Raw genomic sequence first — 17,834 nt, 5'->3', positions numbered from 1 at the left:
ATTGCCCATTACGGACCAAATGGGGAGCCGCCACGGAGAGGGCCGGTGCGATGGGTCACTGGTGGTACCGCAACATCGTCGAGCCCGGGAAACTGCCCCTGCTGCTCGCCCTGCTCTCGTTCGTGCTCTCGTTCCTCGTCACCCGGGTGATCACCCGGCTGATCCGCGCCGGGCGGGGCCCCTTCAAGAACGTCACTCCGGGCGGGCTGCACGTCCACCACGTGGTGCCGGGGGTGATCCTGGTGATCATCGGCGGGTTCGGGGCGATCGGCAGCTCCAGCCACAGCTTCGGCGCCCTGCTCTCGGCCGTGATCTTCGGCCTGGGGGCGGGCCTCGTCCTGGACGAGTTCGCCCTGATCCTGCACCTGGACGACGTCTACTGGAGCGAGCAGGGCCGCAAGAGCGTGGAGATCGTGGTGCTGACGGCCGCCGTGGTCGCCCTGGTCCTGGGGGGCTTCCTGCCCTTCGGGGTCAACGAGCTGACCCACGACGAGCGCCAGAGCCGCGGGCTCGTCGTGATGAACACCGCCACCAACTTCTTCCTGGCCCTGATCGCCCTGTGGAAGGGGAAGGCGCGCACGGCCGTGTTCGGTACGGTCATCCCCTTCGTGGCGCTGATCGGCGCGGCCCGCCTGGCCCGGCCGGGGTCGCCGTACGCGAAGAGGTTCTACGCCCGGCGCCCGCGGGCCCGGGCGAAGGCCGGGCTGCGCGCCTTCCACCACGACCGCCGGTGGGCGGCGCCACGCCGCAAATTCGAGAACTTCATCGGCGGCACCCCCGACCCGATGCGGGCCGTCCGCGGCGGCCAGGGCGCGGGCCGCACCGGGGGCAAGGAGCCGCCCGCCCCGCACTGAGCGTGCGGGGGGGCATGACGGCGGACCGGCGCGGGGGGGGTGCGCCTGCGGGGCGGTGCGCGTCCGCGGGGCGGTCGCGTCCGCCGGGCGGTGCGCGTCCGCCAGCGGTGCGCGTCCGCCGGGCGGTGCCGTCCGCGGGTCGGTGCGCGTCTGCCGGCGGTGCGCGTCCGCGGGGCGTTCAGCCGGGGATCAGGCCGTCGTCGTCGAGCATGGCCCTGACCTCGTCCAGCGTCGCCTCCGGACCCGGCAGGATCAGCTCGGACGGCTCCAGCGCCTCGTCGGGCAGGGGCCGGCCGAGGCGCCGCACGGCTTCGAGCAGCGCGCCCAGCGTGCGCCGGAAGCCCTCCTCGTCACCGCCCTGCATCTCCGCGAGCAGTTCGTCGTCCAGCGTGTTCAGCTCGGCCAGGTGCTCGTCGCCGAGCGCCACCTGGCCCTCCCCCATGATGCGGACAATCATGACGGGCCCCGTCCTACTGCTTGTCGAACCGGTGCCGGGTCTGCGACGGCTGGGCGGCGCCCGGGGCGCCGCCCTCGATGGCCTGCTGCTGCGCGGCCGGGCCGCCCGCCAGCTCGGCCTTCATCCGCTGGAGCTCCAGCTCCACGTCCGACCCCCCGGAGAGGCGGTCCAGCTCGGCCTGGATATCGTCCTTGGAGCCGAGGCCGCTGCGGTCGTCCAGGGCCCCGGAGGCCAGCAGCTCGTCGATGGCTCCGGCACGGGCCTGGAGCTGGGCCGTCTTGTCCTCGGCCCGCTGGATGGCGAGCCCGACGTCGCTCATCTCCTCGGAGATGCCCGAGAAGGACTCCGCGATCCGGGTCTGCGCCTGGGCCGCGGTGTAGGTGGCCTTGATGGTCTCCTTCTTGGTGCGGAAGGCGTCCACCTTGGCCTGCAGGCGCTGGGCGGCGAGGGTCAGCTTCTCCTCCTCGCCCTGCAGGGTCTGGTGCTGCACCTCCAGGTCGCTGACCTGCTGCTGGAGCGAGGCGCGGCGGGAGAGGGCCTCGCGGGCCAGGTCCTCGCGGCCGAGGGCGAGCGCCTTGCGGCCCTGGTCCTCCAACTTGGCGGACTGGCCCTGGAGCTGGTTCAGCTGCAGTTCCAGGCGCTTGCGGGAGGTCGCCACGTCGGCAACGCCGCGGCGCACCTTCTGCAGCAGCTCCAGCTGCTTCTGGTAGCTGTAGTCGAGGGTCTCGCGCGGGTCCTCGGCCCGGTCCAGGGCCTTGTTCGCCTTCGCGCGGAAGATCATCCCCATACGCTTCATGACACCGCTCATGGGCTTCGCGCGCCCCCTTCTAGACGACTGTGCTCCAGGTCACCCGACAGAACCCACAGTACGGGCCCTGTCTCCATTACCGCACTGTCCGAGAGCGGATGCGCTCCTCCTCCAGGACGACTGCGCCCACGCCGTGTCAGGCGTAAGGAGGAGGTCCGCCCCCGAGGCGGACCGGGAGGACGGGCCCACCCGCGAGAACCGTGTACCCACAAGACGCCTGCCGTTGCCGGATCGTTCCCCGCCGGGGTGGGGCCCATGCCTTCCACCACGTAGGCTTGGGTTTTGTGTTTGGTAGCCGCTCCTCCAAGGAAGAGAAGGCCGCCGCCACCGACAAGGTGAGCGCCGACCTCTCGCAGCCCCGTAATCCGCAGGCCCCGAAGGGCCGCCCTACGCCGAAGCGTGCTGTGGCCCAGTCGCAGCGCAAGGCCGTGGTGGCCTCGACCGGCAACCGCAAGGAGGACGCCAAGCGGGCCCGTGAACGCCGCCGGGTGGAAATGACCAGGCAGCGCGAGGCGCTGGCCAACGGCGACGAGCGGTACCTGCCCGCCCGGGACAAGGGGCCGGTGCGCCGCTTCGTCCGCGACTACGTGGACTCCCGCTTCTCGGTCGCCGAGATGTTCCTGCCGCTCGCCGTGATCATCCTGGTGCTGAGCATGGTGCGGGTGAGCTCGATCCAGAGCATCGCGCTGATGCTGTGGCTCGGCGTGATCGTGCTGATCATCCTGGACTCCATCGGCCTGGTCTTCCGCCTCCGCAAGGCGCTCCAGGAGCGCTTCCCGGAGGAGCCGCGCCGCGGTGCGGTGGCCTACGGCCTCATGCGCACCCTCCAGATGCGCCGTCTGCGCCTGCCGAAGCCGCAGGTCAAGCGCGGGGAACGGCCCTGAGCCGAGGAAAGCCCGGCGCGCCCGGAGAAGGCTTCGCCGAGGGGGCACGGCTGTGGCTCGAAGGCTTGGGGGGGCTGCGCAACGCCGTCCGCCAGGAGCTGGTGGGCCGCCAGGTCGACGAGCAGATCGCGCAGCGCTTCCCCGTGGGGCAGCGGCTGCGCGTCCTCGACGTCGGCATGGGCCAGGGCACCCAGGCGCTGCGTCTCGCCCGCGCCGGGCACCGGGTGACGGGTCTGGAGCAGGACCCCGGCATGCTGGCGGTCGCCCGCGAGGCGCTGGCCGCGGAGCCCGCCGGGATCCAGGACCGGGTCAGGCTGATGGAGGGCGACGGCCGCGAGACCGGCGCGCACTTCCTGCCGGGCAGCTTCGACGTGGTGCTCTGCCACGGGGTGCTGATGTACGTGCCCGAGCCGGACGCCATGCTCGCCGGACTGGCGCGGATGCTCGCCCCCGGCGGCCTGCTGTCCCTGCTGGTGCGCAACGGGGACGCCCTCGCCATGCGGCCCGGACTGGGCGGCGACTGGAAGGGCGCGCTCGCCGCCTTCGACAGCACCGACTACACGAACCGGCTCGGCCTCGACGTGCGCGCCGACCGGCTGGCGGGGCTCACGGCCACGCTGTCCGGGATCGGCGCCCCCCTCCAGGCCTGGTACGGCGTCCGCGTCTTCACCGACGGGACCGAGGCCGGCGAGACCCTCCCGCCCGACGAGGAGCTGGAGCGGCTGCTGGCCGCCGAGGACCGCGCCGGGCGCACCGACCCCTACCGGGGCGTCGCCGCACTGCTGCACCTGTGCGGCGTACGGGGCTGACCGCGTCCCGGGCCGGGACCGGCCGCAGCCCCGGTGCGGGCTGCGGACCGGACCCGGCGCGGCTCAGGCCTCCAGGGCCTCGCGCAGGCTCATCGTGTAGAGCTCGGTACCGCCGTCGTCGGACAGCTTGACCTGCTCCACGCCGCCCTCCAGCAGCTCCTTCCACACCTCGCCGACCCAGGACTCGGCATCCCCCTGCGTGGTGAACTCCTCCGGCTGCACCGCCGGGGCCGTCTCGGTGCCGTCGGCCGTCTCGAACCGCCACGTCCACGCCATGTCCGCCTCCGTTGCTCGTCCGCTGCTCGCACGCTGCTCGCGCTTCTCGCCTCGAGTGTGCCCGCAGAGTAACCGGGCGCGCAGCAGTCCCGGCGACGCGGGAGGATCATCCTGTGGAACTCACTCTGCTCGGCACCGGTACGCCCGAGGGCCTGCCCCGCCCCGGCTGCCCCTGTGCGGCCTGCGCCCTCAGCGTCGGCGCCCGCTCCCGGGCCGCCACCGCCGTCCTCGTCGACGGGGCGCTGCTGCTCGACCTGACCCCCGGGGCGGTCCTGGCCGGCGCCCGCGCGGGGCATTCGCTGGCCGGCGTACGGCAGGTCCTGCTGACCCACCCGCACGACGGGCCCCCCGTCGAACTGCCGCCCGGGCTGCCCGCGGCCGGCCGGGTGCCGGACGGCCAGGAGCTGTCGGTGATCTCCGGGCACCGGGTGCGGGCGGTGCCGATGGACGCGCCGGGCACCGGGTACGAGGTCACCGGCCCGGACGGCACCCGGCTGCTGTACCTGCCGCCCGGCGGGGCCCCCGCCGGGGTGCCGGGCTCCCTGCGGAGCGGGTCCGGCTCCGGCGCCCCGGAGCAGCGTCCGTACGACACGGTCCTCGCGGACGTGCTGGGGCGGCCCGAGGCGCTCGCCCGGCTGCGGGCCGCGGGCGCCGTCGGCCCGGCCACCGATGTGATCGCCGTGCACCTGGACCACGACACCCCGCCGGGTCCGGAGCTGGAGCGCCGCTGCGCCGCCGCCGGGGCCCGGGCGGTGCCGGACGGCACCACCGTGGTGGCGGGCGAGTACCGCGCGGTGCCCGAGCTGCCGCGCCGGACCCTGGTGCTGGGCGGGGCCCGGTCGGGCAAGTCCCTGGAGGCGGAGCGGCGCCTGGCGGCCTTCCCCGAGGTGGTGTACGCGGCCACCGGCGGCGCCCGGGACGGGGACGCGGAGTGGGCGCAGCGCATCGGCCTGCACCGGGAGCGGCGTCCCGCGTCCTGGCAGACGGTGGAGACGTGCGAGCTGGTGCCGCTGCTCGCCGGGCAGGGTCCGCCGCTGCTGGTGGACTGCCTGGCGCTGTGGTTGACGGACGCGATGGACTCGGTCGGCGCCTGGGACGACGCCGCCTGGGCCGAGGGCGGCCGGACCCGGCTGCACGCCCGCACCGCGGAGCTGGTGGCCGCGGTCCGCGCGACGCGGCGCCAGGTGGTCCTCGTCAGCAACGAGGTGGGCTCGGGCGTGGTCCCGGCGACGGCCTCGGGGCGGCGCTTCCGCGACGAGCTGGGCCGGCTGAACGCGGGGATCGCCGGCGAGTGCGAGCAGGTGCTCCTGGTGGTCGCGGGAACGGCCCTCGTCCTGCGGCCGTAGCGGCCGGCTCCCGGCGGCCCGCAGGCCGGCGGGAGGGGCCCGCGGACGCCTGGTGGATCATGGCCGGACGCCCCCCGGGGGCGGTCCGCGGCGGCTGTACGCTTCGGCAGATGAGCACGCTGAATCTCGACGACTTCTCCGATCTGATCGAGCGCCCCGACGGGGGCGTCCGGCGTGACGCCGAGGAACGCCGTGAACGGCTGGCCGTGCCGCCCGGCGCGCTGGGCCGGCTCGACGAGCTCGCCGAGTGGCTCGCCGCCGCGCAGGGGCAGGTGCCGGTCAGGCCGGTCGAGCGCCCCCGCGTGGTGCTGTTCGCCGCCGACCACGGGATCGCCTCCCGGGGGGTCTCCGCCCGGGAGGCGTCCACGGGGCACGAGCTGGTGCGCGCCGTGCTGGACGGCGCCAGCCCGGTCGCGGTCCTGGCCCGGCGGTTCGGGGCAGGCGTGCGGATCGTGGACGCCGGGCTCGACTGCGATCCCGGGCTGCTCCCGCAGGACGTGGTCCGCCACCGCGTCCGGCGCGGCAGCGGGCGGATCGACGTCGAGGACGCGCTGACGCCCGAGGAGGCCGAGGCCGCGCTGCGGCTCGGGATGCGGATCGCCGACGAGGAGGCCGACTCCGGGACGGACCTGGTGGTCCTCGGCGACCTGAGCGTCGGCGGGACCACCGTCGCCGCGACCCTGGTCGCCGCCATGTGCGGGACCGACGCCTCCGTGGTCACCGGCCGCGGCGGGCGGCCGGTCGACGACCTGGCCTGGATGCGCAAGTGCGCGGCGATCCGCGACGCACTGCGCCGGGCCCGTCCGGTCCTCGGTGACCAGGTGGCGCTGCTGGCCGCGGTGGGCGGCGCGGACATGGCCGCGATCACCGGGTTCCTGCTCCAGTGCGCGGTGCGCCGCACCCCGGTGATCCTGGACGGCGTGGTCTCGGCGGCCTGCGGCCTGGTCGCCCAGCGCGCCGCCTTCCGCGCCCCGGACTGGTGGCTGGCCGGCCAGGCGAGCGGCGAGCCCGGCCAGGCGAAGGCACTGGACCGGATGGCACTCAACCCCGTGCTCGACCACGGCGTCACTGTGGGCGAAGGTACCGGGGCCCTGCTGGCGCTCCCCTTGGTCCAGGCGGCCGCCGCACTCGCGGCGGACCTCCCGGCGGGGGTGCCCCCGGGCGAGGTCCCGGGCAGCCAGGCGCCGCAGCCGACGGCATGAGCCACCGGGACCACCGGCCCTGACCAGGCCGTGGCCCCGGAGCGGCCACCGTGGAAGGCGACGCCCCATATGATCGCTTTTTATGGGAGAGGTCCGTTTGACCAGCGCAGAGACCGCCCGGGACGCCGCACAGGCGACCGGTACGGCGTCCGGGAAGAGGGAGACCGGCGGCGAGGCCGCCGGCAGGGGGGCGGGGGGCGGCCGGGACACCGGCAGGGGAAGCGCCCGCTCGCGACGGAGCGCCGCGTTCGCGGTGTGGTACCTGCGCGCCGTCACCTTCGTCAACTTCCTCAGCGCGGTGTGGCTCTCGTTCGGGCAGGACCTGCGCCGGCACAACACCGCAGACTTCTACACCCCTTACCTGCTCACCGCCGGCTTCGCCTCCGGCCTGTTCTCACTGCTCCTCGCCGTCACCATGGGCCGGCGCAAACGCGCCGCCTGGATCCTGAACCTGGCGGTCAGCGGCGCCCTGCTGCTCGCCTTCGCCGTGGCGGCCGCCGCGCCCTGCACCGGCGGCGAATGGAGCATGTGCTACCCGGAGTTCCGCGACCACCCGCAGAACTGGGTCTCGCTCGGCCTCACCGCCGCGTTCGTCGCCGCGCTGCTGCTGGGCCGCCGCGAGTTCTACGCCCGGGGCGACCGCTCCAATCCCGCCCTGGCCACCGTCGTGGCAGCCGCGGGCCTGCTGGTGACCTCACTGGTCGCGGCCCTGCTCGTCGGCGCCACCAACACCGACCCCCACGCCTCCGAGGCCACCTTCCTGGCCCGCTGGCGGTACGGGGTGATGCGGCTGGTCACCCTGGCCCCGGACGACCGGATCCACCACGCCATCACCCCGCCCGGCTGGGTGGACGTCTTCATCAACGTCATGTCGATGATGCTGCTCCTCGCCGTGCTGTTCGCGGCCTTCCGCTCGCGCCGCGCCGTCGACCCGATCACCGAGGAGGACGAGGAGCGGCTGCGGGCCCTGCTCGCCAAGCAGGGTGAGCGGGACTCGCTCGGCTACTTCGCCCTGCGCCGCGAGAAGTCCGTCATCTGGTCCCCCACCGGCAAGGCCGCCGTCACCTACCGCGTCGTCGGCGGGGTCTCACTGGCCTCGGGCGACCCGATCGGCGACCCGGAGGCCTGGCCCGGGGCCATCGAGCCGTGGCTGGCCGAGGCCCGCGAGCACGGCTGGGTGCCGGCCGTGATGGGCGCGAGCGAGGAGGCCGGGCAGATCTACGCCCGGCACGGACTGGACGCGCTGGAACTCGGCGACGAAGCGATCGTCGAGACCGGCGAGTTCACCCTGGAGGGCCGCGCCATGCGGACCGTCCGGCAGGCCTACAACCGGGTCAAGCGGGCCGGGTACACGGTCCGGATCCGGCGCCACGCGGACATCCCGGCGGCGGAGATGGACGAGCTGCTGCGCCGCGCCGACGACTGGCGCGACGGGGCGACCGAGCGCGGCTTCTCGATGGCGCTGGGCCGGCTGGGTGACCCCGCCGACGGCCAGTGCGTGATGCTGGAGTGCACCGACGGCAACGGCGACCTGCGGGCCGTCCTCTCCTTCGTGCCGTGGGGCCCCAAGGGCCTGTCGCTGGACCTGATGCGCCGGGACCGGGACTCCGAGAACGGCTTGATGGAGTTCATGGTCATCGAACTCCTGGAGCGCTCCCGGGAGATCGGGGTGACCCAGGTCTCGCTGAACTTCGCGATGTTCCGCTCGGTCTTCGAACGCGGGTCGCGGCTCGGGGCCGGTCCGGTGCTGCGGATGTGGCGCTCCCTGCTCAGCTTCTTCTCCCGCTGGTGGCAGATCGAGTCCCTCTACCGGGCCAACGCCAAATACCGGCCGATCTGGGAACCGCGGTTCATGCTCTTCGAGAAGAGTTCGGACCTGCTGCGGATCGGCATCGCCGCGGGACGGGCCGAGGGCTTCCTGGAGGCCCCCGGCCTGCCGAAGTGGCTGCACCGCAGACACCTGGAGACCCGTCGTTGACAGCGCGGACCACTTCCCCTCTGCGGCGGTTCGCCCGCCGCGAGTGGGGGCCCCTGTTCTGGACCGTCCGCGACGCGCTGGCCCGCGACGGGTGGCGGGCGATCCCGATGACCCTCGGGGCGGTCTGCCTGACCTCGGTCTTCCAGATCGTGCAGAACACCTCCTGGGGGTTCCAACCGGTCCAGAACCTCGGCTCGGTCAAGGCCGCCGACCCGCTGTGGCTCGCGCTGCTGCGGACCCCCCTGTCCCTGTTCGTGCCCGCCCTGGACCTGCCGGTGTGGGGGGCGCTCGCCCAGGTCCTGCTCGTCTTCGGGATCTCGGAGATCTGCATCGGCTGGTGGCGCACCCTGCTGATCGGCTACGTGGCCACCCTCGCCGGCACCACCTATGCGCGGATCGGGCTGTCGCTGGGGTCCGGCCACCCCTTCGGCCTGCCCGACTCCGACCGCGTCGTCAACGACACCGGACCCTCGGCGGCGGTCGTGGGACTCGCCCTCTACGTGTGCTGGCGGTACCGGGCGTACGCCACGGGCGCGCTGGTGATCCTGGTGATGGCCGGCGAGGTGCTGGTCAAGAACAACCTGGCGGGCAAGGAGCACCTGGCGGCGATCGCCGCGGTGATGGCGGTGTGCCTGGTCCGGGCCCGGTGGGGGCCGGAGCGCTCCCGCCGGCCGCTCGGACGGCGGCCCCCTCCCCCGGACACCCGCTGAGCGGGCTCCCGCAAGGCCGTACCGTGTCCGGGTGACGACAGACCTGGGACCGTTCGCGCCCACCCGGCTGTGGCTGCGGGTCCATCCGCTGGCCACCGACGCCGTCCTCGCGTTCGGGGCGTTCGTCGCGATGGTCGTCGGCTCCTTCGCCGATCCGCACGGCCCGCACGGCCCGACCTTCGGGACCCGCACCCCGGAGCCGTTCTCCCTCGTGCTGATGCTGGTGGGCGCCGCCGCCCTGGTGTTCCGGCGCCGCCGTCCGCGCGCCGTGCTCGCGGTGACCTGCGGGCTGTCGCTGCTGGAGCTGACCACCGGGGAGCCCCGGGCTCCCGTCGTCATGTGCGCGGTCATCGCCCTGTACACGCTCGCCGCCCGCACCGACCGTCCCACGACCTGGCGGATCGGACTGCTGACCATGGCGGGGCTGACGGGCGTGGCCATGCTGGCCGGCCCGCTGCCCTGGTACGCGCAGGAGAACCTCGGCATCTTCGCCTGGACCGGGATGGCGGCGGCGGCCGGTGACGCGGTGCGCAGCAGGCGGGCCTTCGTCGACGCGATCCGGGAGCGGGCGGAGCGCGCCGAGCAGAGCCGTGAGGAGGAGGCCCGGCGGCGGGTGGCCGAGGAGCGGCTGCGGATCGCCCGGGACCTGCACGACGTGGTGGCCCATCACATCGCCCTGGTCAACGTGCAGGCGGGGGTGGCCGCCCACGTCATGGACAAGCGGCCCGACCAGGCCAAGGAGGCGCTGGCGCACGTACGGGACGCCAGCCGTTCGGCGCTGAACGAGTTGCGGGCCACGGTGGGGCTGCTGCGGCAGTCCGGGGACCCGGAGGCGCCGACCGAGCCGGCGCCCGGGCTGGCCGTGCTGGACGCGCTGGTGGACACCTTCCTGCACGCCGGGCTGCCGGTCCGGGTGATGGTGCAGCTGGGCCGCGAGGAGGGTCCGCTGCCGGCGGCCGTGGACCTGGCGGCGTACCGGGTGATCCAGGAGGCGCTGACGAACGTCCGCAAGCACGCGGGTACGGGGGCCCGGGCCGAGGTCAGCGTGGTGCGGGTGGGGGCCTGCGTGGAGGTGACCGTCCTGGACGACGGGGGCTCCGCGGCGGCCCCCGCCCCGGAGCCGGCCGAGGCGGGCGGCGGGCACGGCCTGCTCGGCATGCGGGAGCGGGCCACCGCCCTGGGCGGGTCCTGCTCCGCCGGTCCGCGCTTCGGCGGCGGTTACCGGGTGCACGCCGTCCTGCCCCTCTGAGCGGGGCCCGCCCCGGCGGCCGGCGCGCTCAGCAGGCGCGCCGCCAGGGGCCCAGTTCGTACTTCTTCTGCAGCGAGCTCAGCTTCAGTGCGCGCGAGCGGGCGCAGAAGCGGTCGGTGTCCAGCTCGTACTCCGCGTGGAAGACGGCCTTGCCCGCCTCGATGAAGGGGGTCAGGCTGTCGCACTCCTCGTACTCGGCGCACTGCTCGTTGACCGCGAAGTCGAAGGCGCCCACCAGCTCGGGGATCTGGTCCAGGTCGTTCTTCAGGCCGACCGCCAGCCCCCGGTCGTGGGCGAGCCTGGCGATCAGCCGGTTGTACTCCAGCTGGTGCTGGGCGGTGAGCGGGAAGCCGGAGCTGTTGCGGTAGGCGTCCATGTTGTCGGGTTCCACGGCATCGAAGCCCTTGTCCCGGCACATGTCGAACCGCTTGGCGATCAGCGGCTCCAGTTCGGCCAGCCGCCGGATGTCCAGCCAGCGCTCGCCCTCCCACCCGTTGCCCCGCCCGAGCATCGACGGCGGGAAGGCCTGCGCGTCCGGCCGGAAGTCCTCCCACGCGCCGGTGGACAGGTAGCAGATGGTCCGGCGGCCGTCCTTCTTCAGGCCCGCCACCTGCTCCTCGGTGGTGGTGAACCCGTCGATGTCGTAGACGGGCACGTCCACCGAGGTGTCGAGCTTCCCGGTGAGCTGCCACTGCCAGCCCGTCCCGGGGCGGGGCTGCCAGCGCTCCCCCGGCACCTGGTCGGGCGGCGGGCTCTCGCCGTCCTCCTGCGGTCCGGGCGCGGCGGTGCAGGCGGCGAGCAGCAGGAGCGGTACGAGGAGCAGCAGCGGGGTGCGGGTGCGCGGGCGGCAGCGGAATCGGTTCATCCCGCCGCCTCCAGGCCGTACGGGAGGGCGTCCCAGGGGTGCGCGCCGGTTCCCGGGACCGCGCAGTGCACCCCCGCTCCGCGCTGGACGGCCAGTTCCTCGGCGAGTCCGGCGGCGGAGGGGCCGGGCGGGACGGCGTAGACGAGGTGGCAGAAGCGCTGGGCGGGGTGGTCGGCGGTCCAGGGGGGCACCGTGCCCGCGTCCTGGTAGGCGTCCCAGGGGCCTTCGAAGGTGACGAGCAGGTCGGCGAGTTCGGCGTAGCCGGGGTGCGGGTGGACGCCGTGGTTGAGGACGAGGGTCCGCACGCCCGCGGCGCGGGCGGCGACCGCGAGGCGCCCGTAGTGCGCCAGCAGCTCGGGTCCCGAAGCGGCCTGGTCGAGGAAGGCCCCGTCGGTGCCGTACCAGTCGCGGTGGCGCAGCAGGTCCTGCACCACGGCGGCGTGCGGTCGCCGGCCGTAGTCGGTGTCGGCGTACCCGAGGACGGACACCCCCGCCTCCCGCAGCCGTTCGGCGACCCGGGCGAAGCGTTCGTCGGGAGCGTCTCCCGGCCCGCTGGCGGGGTTGAGCACCACCGAGTGGAGCCGGCCGGCGGAGCTGATCAGCCGCTCCCAGGCCTCGGGGCGGTCGGCGGGGTGCTCGTACAGGGGCACCAGCAGCATGGCGTCCTTCTTCTCCTACGTGGGGGTCGGGCGGGTCTGGCGGGGGGCGGTCAGCGGTGTGCGGTGGCGCGTCCGAGGAGCAGGCACACCAGTGTGGCCAGAGCGAGGGCCGCCGCGCCCGCCACCACGAGCTGGACGAGCCGGGGTTGGCCCAGACCGGTGAGCAGGGCCGCGCTCTGGGCGACCGCGGCCGAGGCGCAGACGACGGCCGCGGGGCGGACCGCGCCGAAGGACTGCAGGAGCAGCCCGGTCCACATCACGGTGCCGAGCAGCAGCAGGGTCGCGACGCGGACCGCGGTCAGCCCCGGGGCGCCCGGCCAGAGCAGGGTCCCGGTGAGGCCGAGGGCCAGCAGCACCAGCAGGTAGACGGCGAGGCAGCGGGCCAGCGTGGTGAGCATCCGGCGCCGGAAAGCCCGGGGCGAACGGGCGGCCCGGAGGCCGGCGAGGCTGCCGCTGCGGAACCGGTGCAGGAGCCATTCGGCGGGCCCCATGCTGAGGGTGAGGGCCACCGCCGAAGGGGCGGCGACCGCCTCGGCGGGACCGCCGGCGAGCACCTCGCCGAGGGCCGCGTACAGCACGAGCAGGCCGGTGCCGAGGCCGAACACCCCGTACGGCACGGAGTCCCCGAGCCGGGGCCCGCGGGGCCGGGAGTCCTCCTCGGCCCCGCGCAGCATCTGCCAGCGGACCGGGCCCTCGCCCGGCCGCCGCTGCGCCCGGCCGCGGATCCGGCGGCCGGCCGTCCGCAGGCCCTCGGCCAGCGGCAGTTCCCGTACGGCCAGGGTGCAGGCGGCGGTCAGGGACAGCACGAGGAGGGCCACCCGGAGCGGCACGGGCAGGTCCACGAAGAGCGCGAGCACCGCCCCGGCGGCCATCGGGGCGAGGGCGCGCAGCAGCAGGCGTTCGCGGCCGAGGACGAGCAGCACGGTGGCGGCGCCGACGTAGAGGGCCTGTCCGGCGGCGAAGGCGTAGGAGAACGGCGGGCCGCCGGGGACGGTCAGGGCGGCGGCGGTTCCCAGCAGGGACCCGGCCGGGGCCCCGAGGAGCAGGGTCCGGCCGGCGGCGGCGCGGTCGCCGAGGCCGAGCCAGGAGTACGCCCGGTGCGACAGGGTCTGGTCCCAGACCCAGCCGATGAGCGCGCCGGCGAGCAGGGTGAGCGTCCCGGCGGGCAGGCCGAGCCGGTCCGGGGGGCCTTCGAGCAGCGGTGCGCCGAGGACGTAGGCCAGGCCCGGCAGGGCGAAGATCACCCCGCGCAGCAGGCAGGCCGTCAGGGAGACCTTCCAGGGGTCGGGGACGTCGACGGGTTCCGGGAAGGCCCGGGGCACCCGGTCGTAGAGCTCCTCGGCGAGGGCGAAGGAGTCGTGGCGGCCGTAGGTCAGCCGGATGTACTCGTCGGTCATGCCGTCGGATTCGAGGACGGCCGCGATCTCGTCGGGGTGGACGGCGGCGGCGACGAACACGCGGAGCCGGGCGGCCAGTTCGTCCATCGGGTCGGCTGCCGGGCCCTCGCGGCGCGGCCGCGGGATGCCCGGCAGGGCGTCGGCGGGGCCGGGGGGCGGGGCCGTGCCGCGGCGGGCCGCCGCGGCACGGCCCGCCGGGACCCGGACGCCGTCCGGGCCGGGCGGCTTGAGCCAGAGGGACCCGCTCACCAGGCTCCTCCCTCGGTGGCGTCCGCCTGCGGGCGGCCCAGCGCGGCGAGTTCCCGGTACCAGGGGGCGGCGAGCCGCTGGGTCCAGGCGTCGCCCTCGTGGACGGGCAGGACGGGCTGGCCGGCGAGTTCCCGGTAGATGTGCCGGAAGCCGTCGACGGACTGGTGGAGGGTGAACTTCTCCACCACCCGGGCACGGGACATCCGGCCGAGTTCGGCGCGGCGTTCGCCGTCGCGGAGCAGGGCGAGGGTGGCCCGGGCCATGGTCTCGGGTTCGCGCGGCGGGACGACGAGGCCGGTGTCGCCGACGGCCTCGCGCACCCCGCCGACGTCCGTGGAGACCGTGGTGCGTCCGCAGGACATGGCCTCGATGATGCTGAAGGGGAAGCCCTCACTGATGCTGGAGAGCATCACGACCGTGCCGGCCGCGTACGCCTTCGCGACCTGGTCGATGCGGCCCTCGTAGGTGATCCCGTCGCTCACGCCGAGTTCGGCGGCGAGCTTCTCCAGGCGGAGCTTGTACGCCTCGCAGCCCGCCGGGACGGGCCCGAAGAGGCGCAGCCGCAGGGCGGGGACCTCCTCGCGCATGAAGGCGTAGGCCCGGACGAGGGTCTCCAGGTCCTTGATCGGGTCGATCCGGCCGCACCAGCTGAGGGTGGGCACCTCAGGTTCGGGGCCGGCCGCGGGGAAGGCGTGCGGGTCGACGCCGTTGTAGACGGTGCGGATCCGGTCGGATGCGGCGCCGCCGCGCTCCTCCCAGCGGCGGTTGTACCGGTTGCAGGGGGTGATCAGGTCGGCCTGCCGGTAGCCCTCGGTGTTGAGTTCGCGGTAGAAGCCGAGCATGAGGGCCTTGACGGGCCAGCGCTGTTCGGCGGTGCGGTAGCCCAGGTAGCGCTCGCGCAGGTAGATCCCGTGCTCGGTGAGCAGGAAGGGGACCTGGTCGAGGTACTTGGCGGCGAGCGCCGGGAGGGTGGCCAGGCCGCTGCTGACCGCGTGCGCGACGCTGTCCGGCGGGATGCGCACGGCGAGCGGCCGCAGGGCGTGCTCCAGCAGGTCGGTCGCGGTGAGGGCGTCGTGGATGGTCGGGGACGCCTCGGCGGTGGCGAGGCCTGGCCGGGTCCAGACGGTCATCAGCAGCCGCAGGACGGACTCGGAGCGCAGGGCCGGGGCGAGCTTCCCGGCCCGGGCCAGCAGGGCGAGTTCGCGCAGGGCCTCGGAGAAGGCGGGGCCGGAGGGACCGGCGGGCGGGTCCAGCAGGGCCAGCAGGAAGGCCTCGTAGACCTCGGTGAAGCGGCGGTGCGCCCGGCCCCGCAGCGCCGTTCGGCGGCCGCGGCCGAGGGGCATCCGGCCGGCGGCGGCCGGGGCGGGTCCCCAGAGCGGTACGGCGGTGTGGCGGTAGACGTTGCGCGGCAGTTCCCAGGTGACCGGCTCGCGTCCGGAGCCGGTCAGGGCTATGACGTTGAAGTCGACCTCCGGCATGCCGCGGACCAGTTGGTCGCACCAGGTGCTGACGCCCCCGTGGACGTGCGGATAGGTGCCTTCGGTGAGCATGGTGACGTGACGCCCATGACTCATGCGGTGTGTCCCCCCAGGACGGAAAAGGGGCCGGCGTCCGCGGTGTGCGGAGCGCCGGCGCTGGGTCTTACGGGTGGTACGGGCGGTGGATCGCCGGGCGGCCGCCCGTGGCCGGACGGGCGGCCGTCCGGGTGCTTCAGCTGGGCAGCTTGAGCGTGACGGCGCTCTGGAGCAGTTCCGGTCCGGCCCAGGTGGACCGGGTGCCCGCGTAGGCGGTGCCGAAGTCGGCCGTGCCGAGCAGGAGTTGCTTCCGGGTTCCGTTGGGCGCGGTCACCGGGGCCAGGACGCCCGAGGGTGCCTTGACGGTGACGGCGGTGCCGATCCGGTAGGCGGTGACCTTGTTCTCCGCGACCGCCTTGTCCCAGGCGGCGCGGCGGCTGAGCTCGACGCCGGTGTCCTTCATGCTCTGGTTGACGAGGGGCGCGCTGGCGGCGTAGAGCCCGCGGTAGGTGTCGAGGACCTGGTTGAGCACCGGGTAGAGGGTGCGGTCCTCGGCGAGGTTGGACTGGTGCACGTAGTGCGGTCGGGGGTCGTTCGCCAGGACGTGGCGCAGGGCGGTCCGGGCCTCCTGCGGGACGATGTGGTCGAGGTACCCGGTGGTGGGGTTCACCGGGGCGGGCAGGCAGGTCGAGGTCGCCGGGTTGTCCTCGCAGATGCCGCTGCCGCCGTGCGCGCGGCTGGTGTAGATCCAGTTGTACTCGTCGGCCATCTCCACGTTGGTGCCCGTGTTGTAGTACACGTTCATCGGGTGGCGCGGGACGGTCAGGGCGGCGCCGACGGCGCGCTGCTCGGGTTCGCGTGAGTTGTCGCTGCCCGCCCACTTGACCCCGTTGTCGGCGAGGGCCCCGGCGAGGTTGGGGTTGTCCTGGGGCTGCTGCGGGTTGGTCTTGAGGCCCGAGTGCTCACCGGTGACCAGTTCGGTGCGGTCGGTGGTGATGCCCCTGGCGGCGGCCCAGTTGTTGTTGTCGCGGATCTGCGCCGAGATCTCCGCGCGGCTCATGTACTGGACGGCGCCCTGGGCGTTCTTCTTGCAGGTCCAGGGCGAGGTGGTGGTGTCCTGGACGCAGCCGAGGAACGGGTGCGTGTAGGTGTGGTTCATCCAGCGGTACTTGGCCCGGTCGGCGACCAGCTGGGCGGTCATCGCGTCGACGCCGCCGTTCTCCGCCTTCCACTCCTCTCCCGCGCCCGCGTTGAAGAGCATGTCGAGCTTGAAGTTCTTGGACGTCTGCCACTGGGCCGCGTACTGGGCGTCGGCGGCGGTCATCCGGATGGTGCTCTCCAGGCCTTCGCCGCCGGCGCAGGCGTAGTCGCCGGGCGTGCAGTTGAGCTCCTTGTTCCAGCGGGCGTCGGGGGCGAAGACGTCGTCGACGTGGACCGCGAAGTAGTTGCGGCTCTGGCCGAGGTGGACGCCCTGGGTGAGCCAGTCGACGATGCCCCGGGCCAGCAGCCGGAACTGCTGCTGGTGCTGGTTGTAGCCGAAGGTGACGACCAGTTCGCTGCGTCCGTCGTGGGTGTACTCGCCGACGAGCGAGGCCCGTCCGGAGCCGACGGGTGCGTCGAGGTAGCTGGTGTAGCCGGCGCGCGGCCTGCCCATGAACCCGTAGCTCTCCGGGACCAGGGCGGAGTTGTCCTCGAAGGCGACCTGACCGCCGAGGTAGCCGAAGGGGCCGCTCTTGCCGGCGGCGGTGACCGCGGCCGCGGTGCCGTCGAGCTGCCCGCTGTAGCCGCCGTTGTCGGTGTACTCCAGGCCCACCCCGGGGTGGGCCCAGGTGTAGGCGTCGACCTGGCGGATCCCGAAGGCGGTCTCGTACGCGGTGAGCGCGGCCATCTCGGCCGAGCCCTCCCCGAAGGGGTTCTCGTTCGGCAGGACGACGCCCTGGTACTTCGCCCGCGGCCGGCCGTCGACCGTGTCGCTGAGGTAGGCGGCGTCGATGACCGGGCGGCCGGCGCTGCCCAGCTGCACGCGGGTGTACGGGACGCCCGTGTCCCGGAGCTCCGCGGTGATCGCCTCGACCGAGCTGCCGCCGTCGTCGACGACCAGCACCTTCAGGTCGATGCGTGGTGCCGTGGCCGCCTGGGCGGCCACGGCGGGCAGTGCGACGGACATCAGGGCCGCCGCAGCGCATGCGGCGGCGAGCCTGTTCATCCGGTTCTTGTTGACCATTTCGGCCTTTCCCCCCGCAGGCGTCCCTCGACTCCGGCCCCATGGCGTTGCGCCGAACCGGGGAAGCTCTGTGGAAATCATGCAAAGGAACCCCGCGTCCCCTTGCGAGAGTGGACCGAGTCTCCCGGACCTCGTCAGGTCTACGGGGCAAACCTGGAACAGAGACCACAGATGGGTGAATCTGCAGGCCCTCCGATCGAACAACTTGCCAAACCTTCGAGTGACGTACGGACGAGTGGCTACGCGTAGGCTCATTTCCGGCGGCCGACGGGCCCGAATACGATCGCTGCGGAGCGGCCGGCGACCCTGACGCGACCGCAGCACCCCACACACAAACGGAAGCGAGACTTCAC

Annotated in this window: 16 protein-coding genes; 8 read left to right on the top strand and 8 right to left on the bottom strand. The window is 74.1% G+C overall.

Annotated features, from left to right (window positions below; translation table 11 throughout):
• Positions 1–50: 50 nt before the first annotated feature.
• The gene (locus ACLJTM_RS24835; RefSeq protein WP_411105927.1) at positions 51–854 is read left to right on the top strand and encodes a hypothetical protein; all 804 of its coding nucleotides are present in this window, start codon (positions 51–53) and stop codon (positions 852–854) included.
• A gap of 178 nt (positions 855–1,032) precedes the next feature.
• On the opposite strand, the gene pspAA is transcribed toward ACLJTM_RS24835, so the two are convergent.
• Positions 1,033–1,311: a PspA-associated protein PspAA gene (pspAA, locus tag ACLJTM_RS24830; protein WP_411105926.1), complete on the bottom strand. Its 279-nt coding sequence runs from the start codon at positions 1,309–1,311 to the stop codon at positions 1,033–1,035.
• Between the two features lie 13 nt (positions 1,312–1,324).
• On the bottom strand, positions 1,325–2,119 hold the full coding sequence (locus tag ACLJTM_RS24825; RefSeq protein WP_411105925.1) for a PspA/IM30 family protein: 795 nt from the start codon (positions 2,117–2,119) through the stop codon (positions 1,325–1,327).
• 275 nt (positions 2,120–2,394) lie between these two features.
• Between ACLJTM_RS24825 and ACLJTM_RS24820 the strand changes: the two genes are divergently transcribed.
• Together ACLJTM_RS24820 and ACLJTM_RS24815 are read left to right on the top strand one after the other, a co-directional pair.
• Entirely contained in the window at positions 2,395–3,003 is a 609-nt protein-coding gene (locus ACLJTM_RS24820) for a DUF3043 domain-containing protein (RefSeq protein WP_411105924.1), read from the top strand.
• Between the two features lie 65 nt (positions 3,004–3,068).
• Positions 3,069–3,812 carry a class I SAM-dependent methyltransferase gene (locus ACLJTM_RS24815; protein ID WP_411105923.1) on the top strand — a complete coding sequence of 248 codons (744 nt, stop codon included), beginning with the start codon at positions 3,069–3,071 and terminating at the stop codon, positions 3,810–3,812.
• Between the two features lie 63 nt (positions 3,813–3,875).
• Here ACLJTM_RS24815 and ACLJTM_RS24810 read toward each other — a convergent pair whose 3' ends face one another.
• Positions 3,876–4,088: a hypothetical protein gene (locus tag ACLJTM_RS24810; RefSeq protein ID WP_411105922.1), complete on the bottom strand. Its 213-nt coding sequence runs from the start codon at positions 4,086–4,088 to the stop codon at positions 3,876–3,878.
• Between the two features lie 113 nt (positions 4,089–4,201).
• On the opposite strand from ACLJTM_RS24810, the gene ACLJTM_RS24805 reads away from it, so the two are divergent.
• From ACLJTM_RS24805 to ACLJTM_RS24785, 5 genes are all read left to right on the top strand, one after another.
• The gene (locus ACLJTM_RS24805) at positions 4,202–5,434 is read left to right on the top strand and encodes a bifunctional adenosylcobinamide kinase/adenosylcobinamide-phosphate guanylyltransferase (protein ID WP_411105921.1); all 1,233 of its coding nucleotides are present in this window, start codon (positions 4,202–4,204) and stop codon (positions 5,432–5,434) included.
• Positions 5,435–5,544: 110 nt separating this feature from the next.
• Entirely contained in the window at positions 5,545–6,636 is a 1,092-nt protein-coding gene (gene cobT / locus ACLJTM_RS24800; protein ID WP_411105920.1) for a nicotinate-nucleotide--dimethylbenzimidazole phosphoribosyltransferase, read from the top strand.
• 82 nt (positions 6,637–6,718) lie between these two features.
• A complete protein-coding gene (locus tag ACLJTM_RS24795) occupies positions 6,719–8,614 on the top strand; it encodes a phosphatidylglycerol lysyltransferase domain-containing protein (protein ID WP_411105919.1) in 1,896 nt (631 codons plus the stop codon).
• Positions 8,611–9,324, top strand: a complete 714-nt coding sequence (locus tag ACLJTM_RS24790; RefSeq protein WP_411105918.1) for a hypothetical protein — start codon at positions 8,611–8,613, stop codon at positions 9,322–9,324. Before ACLJTM_RS24795 ends, ACLJTM_RS24790 begins: the two co-directional genes overlap by 4 nt.
• 31 nt (positions 9,325–9,355) lie before the next feature.
• Positions 9,356–10,573, top strand: a complete 1,218-nt coding sequence (locus tag ACLJTM_RS24785) for a sensor histidine kinase (RefSeq protein ID WP_411105917.1) — start codon at positions 9,356–9,358, stop codon at positions 10,571–10,573.
• Positions 10,574–10,601: 28 nt separating this feature from the next.
• On the opposite strand, the gene ACLJTM_RS24780 is transcribed toward ACLJTM_RS24785, so the two are convergent.
• The 5 genes from ACLJTM_RS24780 to ACLJTM_RS24760 all read right to left on the bottom strand — a co-directional run bounded on the left by ACLJTM_RS24780 (position 10,602) and on the right by ACLJTM_RS24760 (position 17,481).
• A complete protein-coding gene (locus ACLJTM_RS24780; protein ID WP_411105916.1) occupies positions 10,602–11,438 on the bottom strand; it encodes an endo alpha-1,4 polygalactosaminidase in 837 nt (278 codons plus the stop codon).
• Positions 11,435–12,097: a spherulation-specific family 4 protein gene (locus ACLJTM_RS24775; RefSeq protein WP_411105915.1), complete on the bottom strand. Its 663-nt coding sequence runs from the start codon at positions 12,095–12,097 to the stop codon at positions 11,435–11,437. Before ACLJTM_RS24775 ends, ACLJTM_RS24780 begins: the two co-directional genes overlap by 4 nt.
• A gap of 50 nt (positions 12,098–12,147) precedes the next feature.
• Positions 12,148–13,743: a hypothetical protein gene (locus ACLJTM_RS24770; protein ID WP_411105914.1), complete on the bottom strand. Its 1,596-nt coding sequence runs from the start codon at positions 13,741–13,743 to the stop codon at positions 12,148–12,150.
• Complete coding sequence (pelF, locus tag ACLJTM_RS24765; protein ID WP_411105913.1) at positions 13,740–15,317, bottom strand: GT4 family glycosyltransferase PelF; 1,578 nt, start codon at positions 15,315–15,317, stop codon at positions 13,740–13,742. The genes ACLJTM_RS24770 and pelF overlap by 4 nt, the downstream gene beginning before the upstream one ends.
• A gap of 136 nt (positions 15,318–15,453) precedes the next feature.
• Positions 15,454–17,481, bottom strand: coding sequence for a hypothetical protein (locus ACLJTM_RS24760; RefSeq protein ID WP_411105912.1), 2,028 nt, complete (start codon positions 17,479–17,481; stop codon positions 15,454–15,456).
• Positions 17,482–17,834: the final 353 nt, after the last annotated feature.

The sequence above is a fragment of the Streptomyces sp. cmx-4-9 genome (genome assembly GCF_046548835.1).
GTDB lineage: Bacteria > Actinomycetota > Actinomycetes > Streptomycetales > Streptomycetaceae > Streptomyces.
The sequence above is the reverse complement of the archived record's forward strand: the minus strand, read 5'-3'. Positions and strand labels throughout refer to the sequence as shown.

What these genes read in the sequence shown, in the direction of transcription:
- ACLJTM_RS24835 (WP_411105927.1), top strand. Translation starts at nt 51, where the DNA reads ATGGGTCACTGGTGGTACCGCAACATCGTCGAGCCCGGGAAACTGCCC.
- pspAA (WP_411105926.1), bottom strand. Translation starts at nt 1,311, where the DNA reads ATGATTGTCCGCATCATGGGGGAGGGCCAGGTGGCGCTCGGCGACGAG.
- ACLJTM_RS24825 (WP_411105925.1), bottom strand. Translation starts at nt 2,119, where the DNA reads ATGAGCGGTGTCATGAAGCGTATGGGGATGATCTTCCGCGCGAAGGCG.
- ACLJTM_RS24810 (WP_411105922.1), bottom strand. Translation starts at nt 4,088, where the DNA reads ATGGCGTGGACGTGGCGGTTCGAGACGGCCGACGGCACCGAGACGGCC.
- cobT (WP_411105920.1), top strand. Translation starts at nt 5,545, where the DNA reads ATGAGCACGCTGAATCTCGACGACTTCTCCGATCTGATCGAGCGCCCC.
- ACLJTM_RS24795 (WP_411105919.1), top strand. Translation starts at nt 6,719, where the DNA reads ATGGGAGAGGTCCGTTTGACCAGCGCAGAGACCGCCCGGGACGCCGCA.
- ACLJTM_RS24780 (WP_411105916.1), bottom strand. Translation starts at nt 11,438, where the DNA reads ATGAACCGATTCCGCTGCCGCCCGCGCACCCGCACCCCGCTGCTGCTC.
- ACLJTM_RS24775 (WP_411105915.1), bottom strand. Translation starts at nt 12,097, where the DNA reads ATGCTGCTGGTGCCCCTGTACGAGCACCCCGCCGACCGCCCCGAGGCC.
- pelF (WP_411105913.1), bottom strand. Translation starts at nt 15,317, where the DNA reads ATGAGTCATGGGCGTCACGTCACCATGCTCACCGAAGGCACCTATCCG.
- ACLJTM_RS24760 (WP_411105912.1), bottom strand. Translation starts at nt 17,481, where the DNA reads ATGGTCAACAAGAACCGGATGAACAGGCTCGCCGCCGCATGCGCTGCG.